Here is a 17,704-nt window from a genome sequence, read left to right on the forward strand (position 1 = left end):
GCCCTGCGGCAGGTGCAAGCGGACTGGCGAAGAGGTCCACTTGAAGCGGCAGCGCTCGCGCTCAGGCCTTCAAACCCGGTTTTGTTCAGGCTGAGCCTGCCGGGCCTGTTGCAGCAGAGTCACCCATTCATTGGCGAAACGGTGACAGTCCCCCGGCCAGCGCGCGGTCAGCAGATTGCGGTCGCGCACCACAAAGCCGCGCTCGGGGTGCTGCGCCGAATCCCGGCGCGGCAGCCAAGGCCCGGAAAGGAAATCCGCCGGGCTGGCCAGTACCTGCTTGATCTCTTGCTCGACGCTGCAGTCGTAGGTGCGGTAGTAGCGCCCGAGCCACGGCGCGGTGACGATCCAGGCCGCCAGTTCCATGGGCCCGGCCAGTAGCGCGGTGACCTTGCGTCCATAGAGCACGGAGCGACCGGTGTCGGGATCGATGCAGCGGGCCAGGGCCAGGGGGCCGTGACACACCGCGGCCACCGGTTTGTCGGCCTTGAAGAACGCCAGGATGATCCGTCTCACGTCCGCAGACTCCAGCAGGCTGCGCATGCCCCGGGCATGGCCGCCGGGAATCAGCAGGCCCTCGAAGGCCTGGGGATCGACCTCGGCGTACTTCAACGGGCGACGAAAGGCCGAGTCGCGGGTCATGCCGTGGTAGCGCTCAAGGTCCGCCGCCGGGGTCATCAACAGCGGATTGAGCGGGCCGAAGCCCAGGCTTACCAGGCGTGAATCGGCATAGGCCGGCATCCCTTGCGGCGTGGCGAATTGCGCTTCGAACCCGGCGTCCCGGGCGGCCTGCCAGGGCAGGCTGCTTTCAGTGGGGTCGTAGTCGGCGTGGGGCAGCAGGATCAGGATCATGGCGCGCGCTCGCGGCAAAAAAGGGTGCGCTGCAGATTAGCAGTCGTCGGGCAGGCTGTAGTCGAACTCGTAGTAGTGCTGGCCGTCCTGGATGCGGATCTGCATCCGGCCGGTGAGGCCCAGCAGTTCGCCGCTGGTGGAGTCGGGCAGCACCTGGATGTGCAGGGTCGACTGGCCGCGGTCCATGACCCCGTAGTGCATCAGGACGAAGCTGCCATGGCGGCCGGCCAGGCGGCCTTCGAAGCGTTCCAGCGCCACATAGCCTGCCGAGCCCGCCACCGTGCCGATGCTGCTGAGCATTTCGCCGAGGCTGGTTCCCTGCAGGTCGCCTTCGAAGGTCTTGTGAATGGCCTTGCGCCCCAGTTGGGCCGCTTCGGTATCCGGGGCGACGGGGTGGGCGGGCAGTGTGACGCTGAATGGTCCTGTGGCGAGCATGGTGTTCTCCGGTATCGGCTGGGTGATAATGCGCGGCGGACCCTGGGGCGTTGGGCCCTGGCCCCTGGACAAGGATGAAAACACACGCATCATGCAGCGCATTGGAAAAACGCGACCGCCATCAGCCGGCGTTCTCGGGCCGGCTCGGGGCGTGCTCAATCAGCGTCTGGCGGCCCATCACTTCGAGCATCTGCGGCAGGCTCCGCCGCCCGCTCTGGGGCCCTGGCTGGAGCACTTCTGGTACGTAGGCTGGGCGCTGCCCGAATCGCTGGTCGAGCGCCAGCAAACCTTGCCCCATCCCAACGTGCATCTGGTGCTGGAGGGCAATCAGGCGCAGCTCTGGGGACCGCATCGGCAGCGCTTCAGCAAGACCCTGGCCGGTCACGGCTGGGTGTTCGGCATCAAGTTTCGTGCGGCGGCGTTTCAGCCGTTCTGGGGGCGCTCCATGGAGCTGTTGCGCGACCGCTCGCTCGCTGCGGCCGAGGTCTTGGGGACGGCCGATAGCCTGCTTGACTCCGGCCCCTGGCCGGGAATGGCCGCGATGTGCGAGCGGGCCACGGCCTGGCTGCAGGCCCAACTGCCCGCGGTCGATGAACGAGTGGAGTGGCTCAACCAACTGGTGGAGCGGGCCGCCGCAGACCCGCAACTGACCCGGGCGCAGGATCTGGCGCAACTGGCCGGCGTGAGTCCGCGCCAGTTGCAGCGGCTGTTTGCCCATTACGTGGGGGTGAGCCCGAAATGGATCATTGCCCGTTACCGCCTGCACGAGGCCCTGGCCCTGCTGCAACGCGGTGAGGCCCAACCGGATGCCGAGCTGGCCCTGCGCCTGGGCTACTTCGACCAGGCGCATTTCATCAGGGATTTCCAGCGCATGGTGGGCCAGCCGCCAGCGGCCTACGTGCGTAGCCAGGTGACGCCGGACTGAGCCCGGGCCGGCGTTGGCGGCTGGCGCCTTGTCACTTGGCCACGGCGGCGCGGGTGCGTTCGATCTCTTGCACCAGGCCGTCGATGCGTCGCAGCAACTCGCGGTTGTCGTGGTCCCAGGGATGAAAGCCCGGCTTGAAGAATTGCAGCCAGGGCAGGGCGATGCGCGGGAACACGCCCTTGGGGCCGTAGAGGTACTTGATCACCTGCCACAGGCCGCGCCAGTGGCCACCGCGACGCCTGTCGGCGATGAGCATGCGCACATGGAAGTCGAACACCACCAGCCAGAAGGTCAGGGTGGTGAAGAGCATGGTCCCGGTGCGGATCAGGTAGCGCTTGGGCCCGGGCTTGAGCACGCTGTTGAAGACGTCGTAGGACACCGATTTGTGTTCGGTTTCCTCCAGGGCGTGCCACAGCCACATCTGCCGGTAGCCTTCCACCGAATCGCCGAAACGGCTGGGGTCGCGCAGCAGCAGGTCGGCAAGGATCGCCGTGTAGTGTTCCAGGGCTACGGTGATGGCCAGGTTGAAGGCCGCGGGGAAGTGTTTCTTCTGGAAGTCGAGGATCATCCGCAACCGCCGGTCCAGCAGGTGGGCCGGCAGCCCGGCGTCCTGCAGCAAGTCGTTGTAGCGCACGTGCTCGCGGCTGTGCATGGCTTCCTGGCCGATGAAGCCCTGGATCTGGCGCTTGAGTTCGGGGTCGTGAATCTGCTCGCGGTAGTGGCGCACGCTGTCCATGAAGAACAGCTCGCCGGCCGGGAACAGCAGGGACAGAGCGTTGAAAAAGTGGCTGACGTGGCTGCCTTGTTCGTGCCAGTCGCAGGCGCGTTCGGCAGGCAGTTCAACCTTGATGTCACGGCGGATGGGCAGCATGGCTGGCGCTCCTCTAGACACTCGGATATGAAGGTGGCGGCCTCAGAGGCCGCGTTCGTCCTGGGCCTGGTACAGCGGCGGCTGCTGCCGTCCCGGCTTGGGCGCCAGGCGTCGGCTGAGCCACACCACCAGTCCCTGGTAGGCACTGGGCAGCAGGCGCACGAACAGGTCGAGCAGGTGCGCGTCGCGACCGATCAGCACCCGTCGCTTGTTCTTGCGCACCCCTTGCAGGATCACCTTGGCGGCGGTTTCGGCGCTGGTGATGAAGAGTTTTTCGAAGTCGTCCCGGGCCTGCTGTTCGTTGTCGATCAAAAAGCCTTTGACGTTGTCGCTGATGCGGCTGGTGCGGGCGATGTCGGTGCGGATGCCCCCCGGGTGCACGCAGGTGGCGGAGACTCCGTGGCCTTGCATGTCCAGCTCCTGGCGCAGGGATTCGGTAAAGCCGCGCACGGCGAACTTGGTGGCGTTGTAGCCGCTCATGCCCGGCTGGGAGAACAGCCCGAACACGCTGGAGGTGTTGATGATGTGTCCCTCGCCAGCCTGCTTGAGGTAGGGCAGGAAGGCCTGGGTGCCGTGGACCACGCCCCAGAAGTTGACGTCGACGATCCATTCCAGGTCCGCCAGGCTGGAGCCTTCCACGGTGCTGGACAGGGCGACCCCGGCGTTGTTGAAGATCAGGTGGATCTGGCCGTGCTCGGCGGCGCTGGCCGCGGCCCAGGCGAACATCGCCTCGCGATCGCCGACGTCCAGTTCCTGGCTGCTGATGCGCAGCGGTAACAGGGTGGCGGCCCGGGCCTGGGCCACGGTCTGGGCCAGCCCCTGGGGGTTCTTGTCGGCCAGGGCCAGGTGGCAACCCTCGCGGGCCAGGGCGATGGCCAGGGCCCGGCCCATGCCGGAGGCGGCGCCGGTGATGGCGGCGACTTTACCGTTAAAGTTTTTCATCGGACGGCCTCTTCAAGGTTCAGCGGGCGCGCCGCGGCTTCGGCGGCGACGATTCCGGGCTGGGGCAAGGGGGTGCTCAGGTAGTCCTGGAGCCGGAAGTGCTGCAAGGTCCGGCGAAAACTCCAGGTGGAACCGGGCCAGAGGGTGGTGTTCTTGCCGCTGCGCGGGTCCAGGTACCAGCTGCGACACCCGCCGACGCTCCAGATGGCCCCGGCCAGACGCTGCTGCAGGCGCAGGTTGTACTGGTGTTCGACAGCGGGACGCACTTCGAGACTGGCGAGGCCGTCCTGGCGCATCCGTTCCAGGGCCTTGAGGATGTAGTCCACCTGGGCCTCGATCATCAGGATCATCGAGTTGTGGCCCAGGCCGGTGTTGGGGCCGACGATCATGAACAGGTTGGGAAAGCCCGGCAGGCAGGTGCCGAGGTAGGCATGGGCGCCTTGCGACCAGCTGTCCACCAGGTCCTGGCCCTGGCGACCGAACAGCAGGCCCCGGGGCAGCGGGTCGGTGGCCTGGAAGCCGGTGCCGAAGATGATGCAGTCCACCGCATGGCGGCTGCCGTCGGCGGTGATCACGGCGTCGCCGTCGATGCGCAGGATGGGCTCGCTGATGACCCCGACATTGCCCCGGGACAGGGCCGGGTAGTAGTCGTTGGAGATCAGGATGCGCTTGCAGCCGATGCTGTAGTCAGGGGTCAGTTTGTGGCGCAACAGCGGATCGGGCACTTGCTTGCGCAGGTGACGCAGGGCCACGCGTTGCACCAGCTTCATCAGTTGCGGCCGCCGGGCAAAGGCGATGACCCGGCTTTCCAGGGCCCAGTACAGGGCTGAACGCACCAGTTTCTGGGTGAACGGCAGGTGCCTGAAGGCCCAGCGCTCCAGGGCGCTGAGTTCACGGTCGGGCTTGGGCATGATCCACGGCGGGGTGCGCTGGAACAGTTTGAGCTGGGCCACCTGCGGGGCGATTTTCGGTACGAACTGGATGGCACTGGCGCCGGTGCCGATCACCGCCACCCGTTTGCCTTGCAGGGCATAGCGATGGTCCCAGTGCTGGGAGTGGAAACGCTTGCCGGTGAAGCTGTCCAGCCCGGGAATCTCCGGCAGCGCGGGGCGCGACAGGCCGCCCATGCCGGACACCAGCACCCGGGCGCTGACCTGGCGGCCGTTGCTGAAGCGCAACTGCCAGCGCTCGCTGGCTTCATCGAACCGCGCCTGTTCCAGGCCCATGTTGAAGCGCAGCCAGGGCGCCAGGGCGAAATCCCGGGCGCAGTTTTCCAGGTATTCGCGGATTTCCGCCTGGGGCGCGAACTGTCGGGTCCAGTGCGGGTTGGGCGCAAAGGAGAAGGAATAGACATGGGATTGCACGTCGCAGGCGCAGCCGGGGTAGTGATTGTCGCGCCAGGTGCCCCCCAGGGACGCGGCTTGTTCGGCGACAAAGAAATCCACTAGCCCGGCTTCTTTAAGCTTGATCGCCATGCACAGCCCGGCAAAGCCGGCGCCGATGATGGCGATGTCTACGACCTCGGGGTCGTCGGGTGGCGAGTACGCATTCATGGTGTGTACCTCGATTGTAGGGTGATGCTTGGGTGACTTTCGTCGGTGAGTGAAATCTCAGGATTGCACAATTTAAAATAATGTTTTAAAAATTAATTTAAATAAATCACCTGGAAATGTCACCTACGCCATCGGCTTGTGGATTTTTACCGGGCGCCTGCGCACTGCGCCGGCGACGCCACAGGCGGCACCAGGCCAAGGCGACAGCCATGCAGCCGGATCATCCTGGTCCTGGCATGCGGCGCAGGGAAGCTCAGGGGGCGGGTTATGGAGTGGCTAGTGGCGGCGGCGGTGTTCCTGGTGGTCAGCGTGCTGCTCTGGGGCGTGAGCGTTCGCATCAACCGCAGGATTGAACGCCAGGTTCCGATCAACGGGCGCTTTCTGGAGGTCGGTGGCGAGCGCATTCACTACACCGACGAGGGCCGCGGTCCGGCTTTGCTGATGATCCATGGCCTGTCCGGCTGTGGTCGCAACCTGACCCACTCCCTGGCTCCGGCATTGCGCGAGCGGTTCCGGGTCATCACCCTCGATCGCCCCGGCTCCGGCTATTCCACCCGGGCCCGGGGGGCGGCGGCGGATCTGCCGGCCCAGGCCGCCCTGGTGGCCCAATTCATTCGCGCGCTGGATCTGCGGCAGCCGCTGGTACTGGGGCATTCCCTGGGGGGCGCGGTGGCGCTGTCGCTGGCGCTGGATCATCCGCAGTCGGTGTCCGGGCTGATCCTCGTGGCGCCGCTGACCCATCCGCAACGCATGCTGCCACTGGTGTTCCTGTCCCTTGGAGTACGTCCGGCCTTGCTGCGGCGCTGGATGGCCCTGACCCTGGCGGCGCCCATGGCCATGCTTGGCCGGCGAGGGCTGGTCAAGGCGATATTCGCCCCGGACCCGGTCCCCGAGGATTTCGCCGAACGTGGCGGGGGCTTGCTGGGCATGCGCTCGCAGAACTTCTACAACGCCTCCAGCGAGATCGCCGTGGTCAATCGTTTCTTGTCGGAGATGGTCAAGCGCTACCCCAGCCTGAAGCTGCCGGTCGGGCTGATCTATGGCTCGGCGGACTCGATACTCAATTACCGCAAGCATGGGCAGGCGATGGTCGGCAAGGTGCCGGGGCTGTCCCTGGAGATCGTTCAGGGCAGGGGGCACATGCTGCCCATCAGCGCCGTCGAACCGGTGGTGGCCCTGGTTGAGCAGGTCGCCGCCCAGGCGACGCCGCCACGCAGCGCCACGGTGCTGCGCCCGCCGTTCGCGGCATCACGAGCAAGCTAGAGGGGATGTGGGGGGCGGTTTCGAACGTCACGCAACCACTCTGCAAGCCGCTGTAAATGCGTCACGGGCGACATTCAAGACAGGCCGAAAAAATAGTTGACGAGCTAACGAACCCGAGCTATTTTTTTAAAAAAATGTTTTGAATGTTTTTTTTGAAAGTGCAATTGAGCGATTAAAATAATGAAAATAACGCCATTTCACGCTTTTGTTTTTTCATCCAATCACGCGCCATACAGCGCTACCGCGCTGTCCTTTATAGCATCCCTGCCAACTGCCCTCGTGCGGAGGCTGCCATGACTGTCTCCGTGGCGGCACCCGGCGTCTGGACCGATGGCAAGCGTCACCTCTGGTGGCTCGGCACCTTGCCGATGATCACTCCCTTGCTGGCCGGTCTCTTTGCCCTCACCACCGGTGTCCAGGTGTTCTGGTGGAGCGGGGTGGTGGTGATTTTCGGCCTGATTCCGCTGATCGACGGCCTGCTGGGGGAAGACGCCAGCAACCCGCCGGAATCCGCGGTTCCCGACCTGGAAAAACAGCCTTACTACCGCTTTATCGTCTACAGCTGCGCCGTGCTTTCGGTGCTGTCCCTGGTGGTCACTGCCTGGATGGCGGTCAGCGGGGTGGACTGGATCATCGCTGGCGGCCTGCTGCAGTTGAGCCAGCAGCTACACCTGCAAGGCGGCCTGGCGAACTTCGCCGCGTTCCTGACCGAGCGTGCGCAGCTGCACGGCAGCGTCGGCTGGTTCACCTACCTGGGCATGGCCATGTCCACCGGTGCCGCCACCGGCATCGCCATCAACATCGCCCATGAACTGGGGCACAAGAGCCGCGGAATGGCCAAGTTCCTGGCCAAACTGGCCTTGGCCTCGACGTTCTACGGGCACTTCTTCGTCGAGCACAACCGTGGCCATCACGTTCGCGTGGCGACCCCGGAAGATCCTGCCAGCTCGCGGCTGGGCGAGTCGTTCTGGAGCTTCCTGCCGCGCACCGTCTGGTTCAGTCTGCGTTCGGCCTGGCATCTGGAAAGCGAGCGCCTGCACAAGCTCGGGCTGCCGACCCTGCACTGGAAGAACGGCGTACTCAGCGCCTGGCTCTACAGCGTGGTGCTCTGGGGCGTGCTGATCGCCTGGCTGGGGGCGGCGGTGATTCCCTTCCTGGTGATCCAGGGCATCTACGGGTTCTCGCTGCTGGAGGTGGTGAACTACGTCGAGCATTACGGCCTGCTGCGCCAGAAACAGCCCAACGGCCGCTATGAACGCTGCTCGCCACGCCACTCCTGGAACAGCAACCGCATCGTCACCAACATCTTCCTGTTCCAACTGCAACGGCACTCCGACCACCACGCCAACCCGACCCGTTCCTACCAGGCCCTGCGCCACTTCGACGAGTCGCCACAGCTGCCTTATGGCTACGCCACCATGATCGTTTGGGCCTATGTGCCAGTGCTCTGGCGGCGGCTGATGGATCACCGGGTCCTGGCGCATTACTCCGGGGACGTGCGGCTGGCCAACCTGCATCCGGCCAAGCGTGCCGAACTGCTCCGGCAATACGGTTTTACCGACACCGATCCAGACACCGCTGTTTAGCTGTAGCGCTCGCCTTCAAGCGCCGGTGGCCCGTCCGGGTACACCCGCTTGAAGGGGCAGCGAGGCAACACCGAAGTCCTTACGCCAAGTTGACCGACAACAACAATAAGCAACTGCAAGGAAGTCACGGATGTCTACTTCACCTCTGTTCGCCGCCCGTCTGTTCGTGGTCCTGGTGGGCGTGTCACTGCTGAACGCCGCCGAAGCCGCGCGCATCGAACCGGCCAACACCGAGTTCAGCGCCAAGGGCCCCATCAGCTTTGCCAAAAGCATCATCAATGCCGACTGCACCATCCAGGTCAGCGGCAAGGTCAGCCCCGACGGCAGTTTTGCCAGCGTCGACAAGGTCGACTTCAGCGGCGGCCTCAAGTGCGGCCAGGTGGAGGCCACGCACCTGCCCTGGAAGCTGGTCGCCAGGGACGAAACCAGCGGCGCCATGTCCGGCATCCGGGTCACGGTGCACGCGCCCCTGGTGGGCGGCGAATGCGGGCCGAGCACCGCCGAGGGCCGCTGGAACAACAGCACCGGAAAACTCGAGGCAACCCAGGTCAGCCTCGACGGCGGCTGCACCATCAAGACCGTATCGATCCAGATGCCACCCACGTTCCGGGTGGCCCCCTGAAGCCAAAACAGAATCCATGGAGGGACGCTGATGACACTGCGATTGAGTCCGGAAGTACCGGTTGTTCAAGCCGGGTCGGTATCGCCCTAGCGCGCTCCAGTACCGAATTCGGTCGAGCCCGAGAGCCGATGGCGTCATCGACCCCCTGGCAAGGCTGATAACCCCCTGGCAACTGCCTGTTGCCTAAATCTTGAGGAAAACAACAATGCAAAGCATCAAGACTCTGGTATCCGTAGCTTCCTTCGCCATCTGCCTCGGCGCCGCGTCGATGGCCAACGCTGCGACCATTGCGCCCGCCGGCGCGACCTTCTCGGCACCGGGCACCATTTCGGTGACTTCGCCGGCGTCGCTGGGCATTCCGGTCAACTGCAACATCAACTTCACCGGCACCGTGGCCGCCAACGGCTCCAATGCTTCGATCACCGGTGCCACCGTCAGCGGCAGCAACTCGCTGTGCGGCGTGCCTTCGTTGCTGGGGCTGCCTTGGACCCTGACCGCGTCCAGCGCCACTGCGGGCACCGTGGCCGGGGTCAACTTCAAGATTCTCTCCAACTGCAGCAGCGCTCCAGTGACCATCAACGTCACCTGGAACAACGCCACCAACACCCTGAGCATTCCTTCGGCGCAAACCGTCGGCAGCTGCAAGATCACGGCTCTGAGCGTCAATCCAAGCCCGGCGTTCACCGTCACTCCGTGAAGTTGATCTGACTTCAGCCTGTTGATCACTTGCTGAAAAAACAGGCGCCTCGCCAGGGGCGCCTGTTGCTGCACCCTGGATCGGTGGTGACCGATCGCGGTCGATAATAATAAGGAGTGGGGCATGAATAATAAGAAACACAAGATCCAGGCAGTCATCGGCCTGGCAGTACTGGGTGGCTTGATCAGTTCCGGTCCGGTGCAGGCGGGGGGCTTCTCTACTCCGACCTACGGCGCTCCCGGCTGGGGACGGGCCTTCGGTGGTGGTTCGCTGTTCAAGAATGATCCCAGTGCGGCTTACAACAACCCGGCCGCCATGGCTTTCATTGATCAGAACATCGCGCAGATGACCGTGGATTACGCACGGATCAAGATGAAATACAAAGGCAATGCCACCGATTATCAGGGGCAGCCGGCTTCCACCATTCCAGTGGACAGCGATGGCATACCCAGCGGCCCGGCCGAGGAACTGACTGGCAATGGCGGGCAGGGCGGTTTCACCGCCTGGCTGCCCACAGGCTTCCTGGTCATGCCGCTCAACGACCGCTTCGCGTTCGGCCTCAGCCAGGTCGTGCCCCAAGGGATGCGCAGTACCTGGGACGATGGCTGGAAAGGCCGCGACTTCGCCGTCGATACCAAGATCGAGACGGTGGGGGTGACCGGTTCGCTCTCGTTCAAGGTCAATGACCAGTTCTCGCTAGGCGCCGGGCTGATCGTTCAGCACAGCACCGGTTTCGTCAGCCAGAACCTCAACCTCACCGGGGCCGCGGCGCTGTCCCCAAACATTGGTATTCCATTTCCGTCCGGAGTGGGTTCCAACCTGATGCGGGTCAAGGTCGACAACACCTCGGTGGGCTGGTTCACCGGCGTAGTCTGGAAACCCACCGAACAGGACACCCTGGGCCTGAACTATCACGCCAAGATCAAGAACAAGATGGAGGGTAAATACAACATCTACGCAGATGCTCTGGGCCGCACTTACATGACTCAGCCGGCGGGCCCGAATGGCGAGACCCTGGTGGAGCTGGCCTATCCCGGCCTCAAGCTGAACCCAGACGGTGCCAATGCCACCACCCAATTGGATATTCCGGCCACCTTGGGCCTGGACTGGGTACACGTGTTCAACGACCGTTTCACCCTGGGGGCCAGCGCCACCTGGACGCAGTGGTCGTCGTTCAAGGACCTGACACTCAAGTCCGACGGCAACACCATCGTTTCCATTCCGTACCGCTACAAGGATTCGATGATGTACTCCCTAGGTGGCGACTATAAGCTCACCGACCAGTTGACCCTGCGTGCCGGGGTGGCGTTCGACGAGACGCCGACCCGCGATTCGACCCGCGACCCGCGGATTCCGGACAATGACCGCTGGTTCACCTCCCTGGGTTTTGGCTATGACATCAAGGCCATTCCCGGGTTGACCATCGATGGGGCGTACTCGCGGCAGTTCGTCAAGGAAGCCAAGCTCAAGACGGTCAATCAGGATCGCCTCGGTGGCTCCAGCCTCGACGGTAAGGTTGACGCCAAGGGCGAGGTAGTCAGTCTTTCAGCGACTTACCACTTCTGATCCGTGGTGTGCTGGCCTGACGGCAGTACCAAAGGATTGCGCTACTGCCGTTGACCGGACGGGTCGGTTCCAGACCCGTCTTGAACCTGTTTTTTCCACCCCGGGCTGACGCTGTTCAGCCGTTATGCATTGGTCAATTCGCTCAAAACAATATTTAAAAATAAAATTTGAAACATGCTTCTTTCCTTTGTAGGGTGATCTGCGAGGGGCCGGCACAACGCCCAGGTTCCCAGTGGTCGTCTCGTTAGAACAAGAGAGGTATTCCATGATTGTCTGGTTATTGGTGGGACTTGCCGCAGCGCTCGCGCTGGCTTATCGACAGGCGACAGCCGCCCTGTGGCTGGGCGCCGCAGTGGTGTGGCTGGCGGCCGCGTATCTGTTCAGCCTGGTGGGCACCCTGGGATTGACCTTCGGCGTGCTGCTGGTGCTGGCGCCGGCCGCGTTGTTGAGCATCAAGCCCTTGCGCCGGGCCTTGCTCACTCGCCGCGCCCTGGCGATGTTTCGCAAGATCATGCCGGCCATGTCCGACACCGAGCGCGCGGCCATCGAGTCCGGCACGGTCTGGTGGGACGCCGAGCTGTTCAGCGGCAAGCCGGATTGGCCGCGTCTGTTGCAGAGCGCTCCGGCCAGCTTGAGCGCCGAAGAGCAGGCGTTCATGGACAACGAAGTGGAAACCCTGTGCGACATGGCCAACGACTGGGAAACCACCCAGGTCTGGCAGGACCTGTCGCCCAAGGCCTGGCAATACACCAAGGACGCGGGCTTTCTGGGGATGATCATTCCCAAGCAGTACGGCGGCAAAGGCTTCTCCCATTACGCCCATTCCCAGGTGGTGATGAAGCTCTCGACCCGCTGCTCCGCGGCGGCGATCTCGGTGATGGTGCCCAACTCCCTGGGCCCGGCCGAGCTGCTGCTGCACTACGGCACCGAGGCCCAGCGCCAGCATTACCTGCCGCGCCTGGCTCGCGGCGAAGACATTCCCTGCTTTGCCCTGACCAGCCCCTATGCCGGTTCCGATGCCGGGGCCATTCCCGATGTCGGGGTGGTGTGCAAAGGCCAGTTCGAAGGCCAGGAAGTGCTGGGCTTTCGCGTCACCTGGGACAAGCGCTACATCACCCTGGGCCCGATCGCCACGGTGCTGGGGCTGGCCTTTCGCGCCGAAGACCCGGACGGCCTGCTGGGCAGCAAGGGCAGCCTGGGGATCACCTGCGCACTGATTCCCACCACCCATCCGGGGGTCAATACCGGGCGTCGTCACTGGCCGCTGAACGCGGTGTTCCAGAACGGCCCGACCACCGGCAAGGATGTGTTCATTCCCCTGGAGTGGGTGATCGGCGGCGCCGCCCAGGTGGGCAATGGCTGGCGCATGCTGATGGAATGCCTGGCCGCCGGGCGCGCCATCTCCCTGCCGTCGGCCAACGTCGGCCTGGGCAAGGTGGCGGTGCGCGGCACCACCGCCTATGCGGCGATGCGCAAGCAGTTCGGCCTGCCGATCGGCAAGTTCGAAGGGGTGCAGGCGCCGTTGGCGCGCATGGCCGGGCATCTGTATGCCTGTGACGCGGTGCGCAAGGTGTCGGTGGCGTCCCTGGATGCCGGGGAGAAGCCTTCGGTGATCTCGGCGATTGCCAAGTACCACGTCACCGAGCGTGCCCGGGCCATGGTCAACGACGGCATGGACATCGTCGCCGGCAAGGGCATCTGCATGGGCCCCAACAACTTCCTGGCCCGGGCCTACCAGCAAAGCCCGATCGCCATCACCGTGGAAGGCGCGAACATCATGACCCGCTGCCTGATCATCTACGGCCAGGGGCTGATCCGCTGCCATCCTTACGTGTTCCGCGAAATGGAAGCGGCCCGGGACAGCGGACGCAAAGGCCTGGAAGACTTCGACAGCGCAATGTTCGGCCATATCAGCTTTGTCTTCGCCAACACCGTGCGTGCCGCGGTGCACGCGGTCACCGGCGGGCGCCTGATCAAGGCTCCGGGCAACACCGACAAGGCCCTGGCCGCCTATTACCGGCAGATCCAGCGCCTGTCGGTGGTGCTGGCTTTGGCTTCGGACATTTCCATGGGCGTGCTGGGCGGTGCCCTCAAGCGCAAGGAAAGCATCACCGGGCGCCTGGGCGACATCCTCTCCCAGCTGTACATCCTGTCTTGCGTATTGAAGCGCTTCGAGGACGACGGCCGACCGCAAGCCGACCTGCCGCTGGTGCACTGGGCCGCCCAGGACTGCCTGCTGCGGGCCCATGAAGCCCTGGCCGAAGTGCTGGACAACTATCCGTCCAAGGTCGCCGCGCGGATCATCCGTGGCCTGAGCTTTCCCCTGGGCATTCCCCAGCGCAAACCCTCGGATCGCTTGCTGGCGCAAGTCGCCGAGCTGGTGCAGACCCCGGGCCCGACCCGCGACCGCCTGCTGGCCGACTCCTACATTCCGCAGCCGGACATCGACAAGCTGGCCTATGGCGAACTGGCGTTCCGCCTGCAACCGCAAGTGGAACTGATCGAAGCCCGGCTCAAGCCGGCGATCAAGCAGGGCCTGCTGGCGCCGTTGCCGATTTCTCGCGAGGCCTTCGCCGTCTGGCGGGTCAAGGCCCTGGAGCAGCAGCTGATCAGCCAGGACGAAGACGAGCTGCTCGGTCGTTACGTGGAGTACGGCGATCACGCGATCCAGGTCGACGACTTCCCTCAGGACTTCGGTCTGCTGGAAGCCCTGCAACAGCGTCAGGCGCACTTCGAACAAAGCGCCCGGCCGGCCTCGCGCAAACGCGCGGCCAGCAGCGAAGACGCGGTGGTCGCCAGCGATTCGGCCTATTGACCTTCTACTGGATTGGATCGGGATCTCTTTATGTCTGACGGTTATCTTTCGTTCGTCAATTCCGGGTGGGGCCGCTGGCTGGCCCAGCGTACCGGCCTGCCGCAACCGGTGCCGCTGCAACGCCACCGCGAGGGGCAGGGCGGCAACCTGATCAACCCGGTGATCCTCGCCGCGGCGCCCGAAGGGCGCCTGCTGGGCGAGCTGCAACGGATCTTCGCCGCCACCGACACCGTGGCGGCCCAGGCCGCGAGTATCAATGCACCCTCGACGGTGAAGGTCCAGGGCCTGGTGTTCGACGCCAGCGGCCTGGCGGACATCGCCCAGCTCGATGAGCTGTACCGCTGCTTTCACACCAATGTCCGGCGCCTGAGCGCCCACGCCCGGGTGCTGGTGCTGGGCACGCCGCCGGAACAGTGCAAGGCGCTGGAGCAGGCGGTGGCGCAGCGGGCCCTGGAAGGCTTTGTGCGCTCCCTGGGCAAGGAACTGCGCCGGGCCATCACCGTGCAGTTGCTGTATGTCGAGCCCGGCGCCGAAGCCGAGCTGGACAGCAGCCTGCGCTTCTTCCTGTCCCGGCGTTCGGCCTATGTCTCGGGTCAGGTGGTGCGCATCGGCGAGCCGGTGGACGTGCCCCGGCACATCGATTGGGAGCGGCCCTTGAGCGGACGGCGGGCCCTGGTCACCGGTGCCTGCCGCGGCATCGGCCTGGCGATTGCCAAGGTCCTGGCCCGGGACGGCGCCCAGGTGGTGTGCCTGGACATTCCCCAGGTCGAGGCCGAGTTGCAACAGGCCGCGGCGGGCCTCAAGGGGGACGCCCTGGCCCTGGACATCACCGCCGCCGAGGCCGGGCAACGCTTGCTGGAGTTCGTCGGTGAGCACGGCGCGTTCGATATCGTCGTGCACAACGCCGGCATCACCCAGGACAAGACCCTGGCCAAGATGACCGAAGCCGCGTGGCGCAAGGTCATGGCGGTCAACCTGGAAGCGCCGCTGTTGCTCAGTCAGGCGCTGCTTGCGGGCCAGGGCCTCAATCCCGGCGGGCGGATCGTCTGTGTGTCATCGATTTCCGGAATCGCCGGCAACCTCGGGCAGAGCAACTACGCCACCTCCAAGGCCGGGGTCATAGGGCTGGTGCAGAACCTGGCGCCCCTGGCGGCGCGCCAGCAGATCACCGTCAACGGCGTGGCCCCGGGGTTCATCGAAACCCAGATGACCGCGAAGATCCCGCTGCTGATCCGCGAGGCGGGGCGGCGCATGAACTCCATGAACCAGGGCGGACAAGCCGTGGACGTGGCGGAAACCATCGCCTGGCTGGCCCATCCGGGTTCCGGCGGGATCAATGGGCAGGTGGTCCGCGTCTGCGGGCAAAGCCTGCTGGGGGCCTGAAGCATGAATGCCGACTCTGCTATTCGCATCATCGAACCGCCTCCGTCCCAGGGCCAGTTGCTTTACGACGGCATCCGCAGCCTGCGCAAGCCCAAACTGGATGCCGCCCCCAAGCTGCCCAGCGAGCGCCTGGTGCGCCCGGCGGTGGAGCTCAAGGCCGGCGAAATCGCCCGCTATGCCCAGGCCTGCGGCTTTCGCCGGGAACACGGGGTGCCGCTGGCGTTTCCCCATACCCTGGCGTTTCCCTTGCACCTGTTGCTGCTGACCAACCGCAGCTTTCCCTATCCGGCCAGCGGCATGGTTCACCTGGCCAACCGCATTCGCCAGTACCAGCCGTTGGCGGAGGGCCAGGCCCTGCGCCTGGAAGTGTTCGCCGAACGCTGGCTGGCCCATCCCAAGGGCCAGGCGCTGTCGATTGCCACCCGGGCCCACAGTGGCGGCAGCCTGGTCTGGGAAAGCGCCAGCCTGTACCTGCGTCGTGGCGTGTCCAGTCCCATCGGCGAGCCCTGGGAGGGCGCGCTGAAGGAGGATGAAGCGCCGCTGATTCGCACCCAGCGCTGGAACCTGGGGGGCGACCTGGGGCGGCGTTTCGCCCAGGTCAGCGGCGACTTCAACCCGATCCACACCTCCTGGCTCGGCGCCCGCTTGTTCGGTTTCCGCCGACCCATCGCCCACGGCATGTGGACCCTGGGCCGGGCCCTGGCGGCCCAGCAACCGCCGCATCCGCTGGCAGTGGCGGAGCTGGACTGCGAGTTCAAGCTGCCGATCTTCCTGCCGGCGGCGGTGACCCTGTGGAACCGTCTGCCCGACGGTCCGCGCCATGAGTTCGAAGTGCGCAACAACGCGGGGGACAAGCCCCACATGCGCGGCCTATTTATCTGGGGAGCTGGGCAATGACTGAGTACAGTTTCAATCCGGCGCCGGTGCGCCGGGTGGCGATCATCGGCGGCAACCGGATTCCGTTCGCCCGCTCCAACACGGTGTATGCCAACGACAGCAACCAGGACCTGCTGGTGGCGGCCTTGCAGGGGCTGGTGGATCGCTATGGCCTGTCCGGCCAGCGCCTGGGGGAATTCGCCGCGGGGGCGGTGATCAAGCATTCCCGGGATTTCAACCTGGCCCGGGAAAGCCTGCTGTCCACTACCTTGTCGCCACAGACCCCGGCCTACGACGTGCAGCAGGCCTGTGGCACCGGGCTTGAGGCCGCGTTGCTGGTGGCCAACAAGATCGCCCTGGGGCAGATCGAGGTGGGCATTGCCGGTGGCGCCGACACCACCTCCGACGCGCCGATCGGCATCAATGAAGGACTGCGCCGGATCCTGCTCCAGGCCAACCGCGCCAAGGGCAGCGGCAACAAGCTGCGCAGCCTGCTCAAGGTGCGCCCGGGGATGTTGTTCAAGCCGCTGCTGCCGCGCAACGGCGAGCCGCGTACCGGCCTGTCCATGGGCGAGCACTGTGAAGAAATGGCCAAGCGCTGGCACATCAAGCGCCTGGCCCAGGATGAACTGGCCCTGGCCAGCCACCAGCAACTGCAGGCCGCCTATCAGCGCGGCTTTTTCGACGACCTGATCACCCCGTATCGCGGCCTGACCCGGGACAACAACCTGCGGGCCGATGCCAGCCTGGAAAAACTCGCCGGCCTGGGCCCGGCCTACGACCGTCACAACGGCACCCTGACCGCCGGCAACTCGACCCCGCTCACCGACGGCGCCTCGGTGGTGCTCTTGGCCAGCGAAGACTGGGCCGCGGCCAACAACCTGCCGGTGCTGGCCTACCTGCGTACCGGGGAAACCGCGGCGGTGAACTTTGTCGATGGCAGTGAAGGGCTGCTGATGGCCCCGGCCTACGCCGTGCCGCGCATGCTCGCCCGGGAGGGCCTGAGCCTGCAGGATTTCGACTTCTACGAGATTCATGAAGCCTTCGCCGCCCAGGTGCTGTGCACCCTCAAGGCCTGGGAAGACGCGGATTACTGCCGGGAAAAGCTCGGCCTCGAAAGGCCGCTGGGCAGCATCGAGCGCAGCAAGCTCAACGTCAACGGCGGCTCCCTGGGTTGCGGGCATCCCTTTGCCGCCACCGGCGGACGCTTGCTGGCGACCCTGGCCAAGGCGATCCACCAGCGCGGCTCCGGTCGGGGACTGATTTCCGTCTGTGCCGCAGGCGGGCTGGGCATCACCGCCATCGTCGAAAAATAAAATAA

At 65.1% G+C, this 17,704-nt stretch carries 15 protein-coding genes; 10 read left to right on the top strand and 5 right to left on the bottom strand.

All coding sequences use genetic code 11. The annotated features are described in order from the left end of the window. Positions 1–69 precede the first annotated feature (69 nt). Both GWQ44_RS18500 and GWQ44_RS18505 read right to left on the bottom strand, forming a co-directional pair. Entirely contained in the window at positions 70–849 is a 780-nt protein-coding gene (locus GWQ44_RS18500; RefSeq protein ID WP_275927984.1) for a type 1 glutamine amidotransferase domain-containing protein, read from the bottom strand. 36 nt (positions 850–885) lie between these two features. After that, the gene (locus tag GWQ44_RS18505; protein WP_179596139.1) at positions 886–1,284 is read right to left on the bottom strand and encodes a DUF3224 domain-containing protein; all 399 of its coding nucleotides are present in this window, start codon (positions 1,282–1,284) and stop codon (positions 886–888) included. 151 nt (positions 1,285–1,435) lie between these two features. Here GWQ44_RS18505 and GWQ44_RS18510 point away from each other — a divergent pair, with 151 nt between their 5' ends. Beyond that, complete coding sequence (locus tag GWQ44_RS18510) at positions 1,436–2,209, top strand: helix-turn-helix domain-containing protein (RefSeq protein WP_275927985.1); 774 nt, start codon at positions 1,436–1,438, stop codon at positions 2,207–2,209. Positions 2,210–2,240: 31 nt separating this feature from the next. Here GWQ44_RS18510 and GWQ44_RS18515 read toward each other — a convergent pair whose 3' ends face one another. From GWQ44_RS18515 to GWQ44_RS18525, 3 genes are read right to left on the bottom strand one after another with little or no spacing between them, the layout of a single operon-like run. Next, positions 2,241–3,080, bottom strand: coding sequence for a metal-dependent hydrolase (locus GWQ44_RS18515; protein WP_275927986.1), 840 nt, complete (start codon positions 3,078–3,080; stop codon positions 2,241–2,243). A 42-nt stretch (positions 3,081–3,122) separates the two neighbouring features. Continuing rightward, on the bottom strand, positions 3,123–4,022 hold the full coding sequence (locus tag GWQ44_RS18520) for an SDR family NAD(P)-dependent oxidoreductase (protein WP_199009269.1): 900 nt from the start codon (positions 4,020–4,022) through the stop codon (positions 3,123–3,125). Next, positions 4,019–5,575, bottom strand: coding sequence for an NAD(P)/FAD-dependent oxidoreductase (locus GWQ44_RS18525; protein WP_275927987.1), 1,557 nt, complete (start codon positions 5,573–5,575; stop codon positions 4,019–4,021). The genes GWQ44_RS18520 and GWQ44_RS18525 overlap by 4 nt, the downstream gene beginning before the upstream one ends. Positions 5,576–5,842: 267 nt before the next feature. Between GWQ44_RS18525 and GWQ44_RS18530 the strand changes: the two genes are divergently transcribed. The 9 genes from GWQ44_RS18530 (at position 5,843) to GWQ44_RS18570 (ending at position 17,699) form a co-directional block, all read left to right on the top strand. Further along, positions 5,843–6,838, top strand: coding sequence for an alpha/beta hydrolase (locus GWQ44_RS18530; RefSeq protein ID WP_275927988.1), 996 nt, complete (start codon positions 5,843–5,845; stop codon positions 6,836–6,838). A 293-nt stretch (positions 6,839–7,131) separates the two neighbouring features. Then, the gene (locus tag GWQ44_RS18535; protein WP_275927989.1) at positions 7,132–8,424 is read left to right on the top strand and encodes an alkane 1-monooxygenase; all 1,293 of its coding nucleotides are present in this window, start codon (positions 7,132–7,134) and stop codon (positions 8,422–8,424) included. A gap of 130 nt (positions 8,425–8,554) precedes the next feature. After that, entirely contained in the window at positions 8,555–9,046 is a 492-nt protein-coding gene (gene praA, locus GWQ44_RS18540; protein WP_016964026.1) for an alkane oxidation protein activator PraA, read from the top strand. A gap of 205 nt (positions 9,047–9,251) precedes the next feature. Continuing rightward, entirely contained in the window at positions 9,252–9,743 is a 492-nt protein-coding gene (gene praB, locus GWQ44_RS18545) for an alkane oxidation protein activator PraB (protein ID WP_016964025.1), read from the top strand. Between the two features lie 123 nt (positions 9,744–9,866). Continuing rightward, positions 9,867–11,309: an outer membrane protein transport protein gene (locus GWQ44_RS18550; RefSeq protein ID WP_016964024.1), complete on the top strand. Its 1,443-nt coding sequence runs from the start codon at positions 9,867–9,869 to the stop codon at positions 11,307–11,309. Between the two features lie 265 nt (positions 11,310–11,574). Next, a complete protein-coding gene (locus tag GWQ44_RS18555; protein WP_275927990.1) occupies positions 11,575–14,124 on the top strand; it encodes an acyl-CoA dehydrogenase in 2,550 nt (849 codons plus the stop codon). Positions 14,125–14,154: 30 nt separating this feature from the next. Beyond that, positions 14,155–15,507, top strand: a complete 1,353-nt coding sequence (locus GWQ44_RS18560; protein ID WP_275927991.1) for a 3-oxoacyl-ACP reductase — start codon at positions 14,155–14,157, stop codon at positions 15,505–15,507. Positions 15,508–15,510: 3 nt separating this feature from the next. Then, the gene (locus GWQ44_RS18565) at positions 15,511–16,404 is read left to right on the top strand and encodes a MaoC/PaaZ C-terminal domain-containing protein (protein ID WP_047304316.1); all 894 of its coding nucleotides are present in this window, start codon (positions 15,511–15,513) and stop codon (positions 16,402–16,404) included. Further along, a complete protein-coding gene (locus tag GWQ44_RS18570) occupies positions 16,401–17,699 on the top strand; it encodes an acetyl-CoA C-acetyltransferase (RefSeq protein ID WP_275927992.1) in 1,299 nt (432 codons plus the stop codon). Before GWQ44_RS18565 ends, GWQ44_RS18570 begins: the two co-directional genes overlap by 4 nt. The last annotated feature ends 5 nt before the right edge of the window (positions 17,700–17,704 follow it).

Source organism: Pseudomonas sp. 3MA1, assembly GCF_029237275.1.
In the GTDB taxonomy this organism is placed as follows: domain Bacteria; phylum Pseudomonadota; class Gammaproteobacteria; order Pseudomonadales; family Pseudomonadaceae; genus Aquipseudomonas; species Aquipseudomonas fluorescens_AP.

Bases quoted from the DNA above. Each gene is read 5' to 3' on its own strand.
- GWQ44_RS18505 (WP_179596139.1), bottom strand. From the start codon at position 1,284: ATGCTCGCCACAGGACCATTCAGCGTCACACTGCCCGCCCACCCCGTC.
- GWQ44_RS18535 (WP_275927989.1), top strand. From the start codon at position 7,132: ATGACTGTCTCCGTGGCGGCACCCGGCGTCTGGACCGATGGCAAGCGT.
- GWQ44_RS18565 (WP_047304316.1), top strand. From the start codon at position 15,511: ATGAATGCCGACTCTGCTATTCGCATCATCGAACCGCCTCCGTCCCAG.
- GWQ44_RS18555 (WP_275927990.1), top strand. From the start codon at position 11,575: ATGATTGTCTGGTTATTGGTGGGACTTGCCGCAGCGCTCGCGCTGGCT.
- GWQ44_RS18550 (WP_016964024.1), top strand. From the start codon at position 9,867: ATGAATAATAAGAAACACAAGATCCAGGCAGTCATCGGCCTGGCAGTA.
- GWQ44_RS18525 (WP_275927987.1), bottom strand. From the start codon at position 5,575: ATGAATGCGTACTCGCCACCCGACGACCCCGAGGTCGTAGACATCGCC.
- praB (WP_016964025.1), top strand. From the start codon at position 9,252: ATGCAAAGCATCAAGACTCTGGTATCCGTAGCTTCCTTCGCCATCTGC.
- GWQ44_RS18520 (WP_199009269.1), bottom strand. From the start codon at position 4,022: ATGAAAAACTTTAACGGTAAAGTCGCCGCCATCACCGGCGCCGCCTCC.
- praA (WP_016964026.1), top strand. From the start codon at position 8,555: ATGTCTACTTCACCTCTGTTCGCCGCCCGTCTGTTCGTGGTCCTGGTG.
- GWQ44_RS18530 (WP_275927988.1), top strand. From the start codon at position 5,843: ATGGAGTGGCTAGTGGCGGCGGCGGTGTTCCTGGTGGTCAGCGTGCTG.
- GWQ44_RS18515 (WP_275927986.1), bottom strand. From the start codon at position 3,080: ATGCTGCCCATCCGCCGTGACATCAAGGTTGAACTGCCTGCCGAACGC.
- GWQ44_RS18570 (WP_275927992.1), top strand. From the start codon at position 16,401: ATGACTGAGTACAGTTTCAATCCGGCGCCGGTGCGCCGGGTGGCGATC.
- GWQ44_RS18560 (WP_275927991.1), top strand. From the start codon at position 14,155: ATGTCTGACGGTTATCTTTCGTTCGTCAATTCCGGGTGGGGCCGCTGG.
- GWQ44_RS18500 (WP_275927984.1), bottom strand. From the start codon at position 849: ATGATCCTGATCCTGCTGCCCCACGCCGACTACGACCCCACTGAAAGC.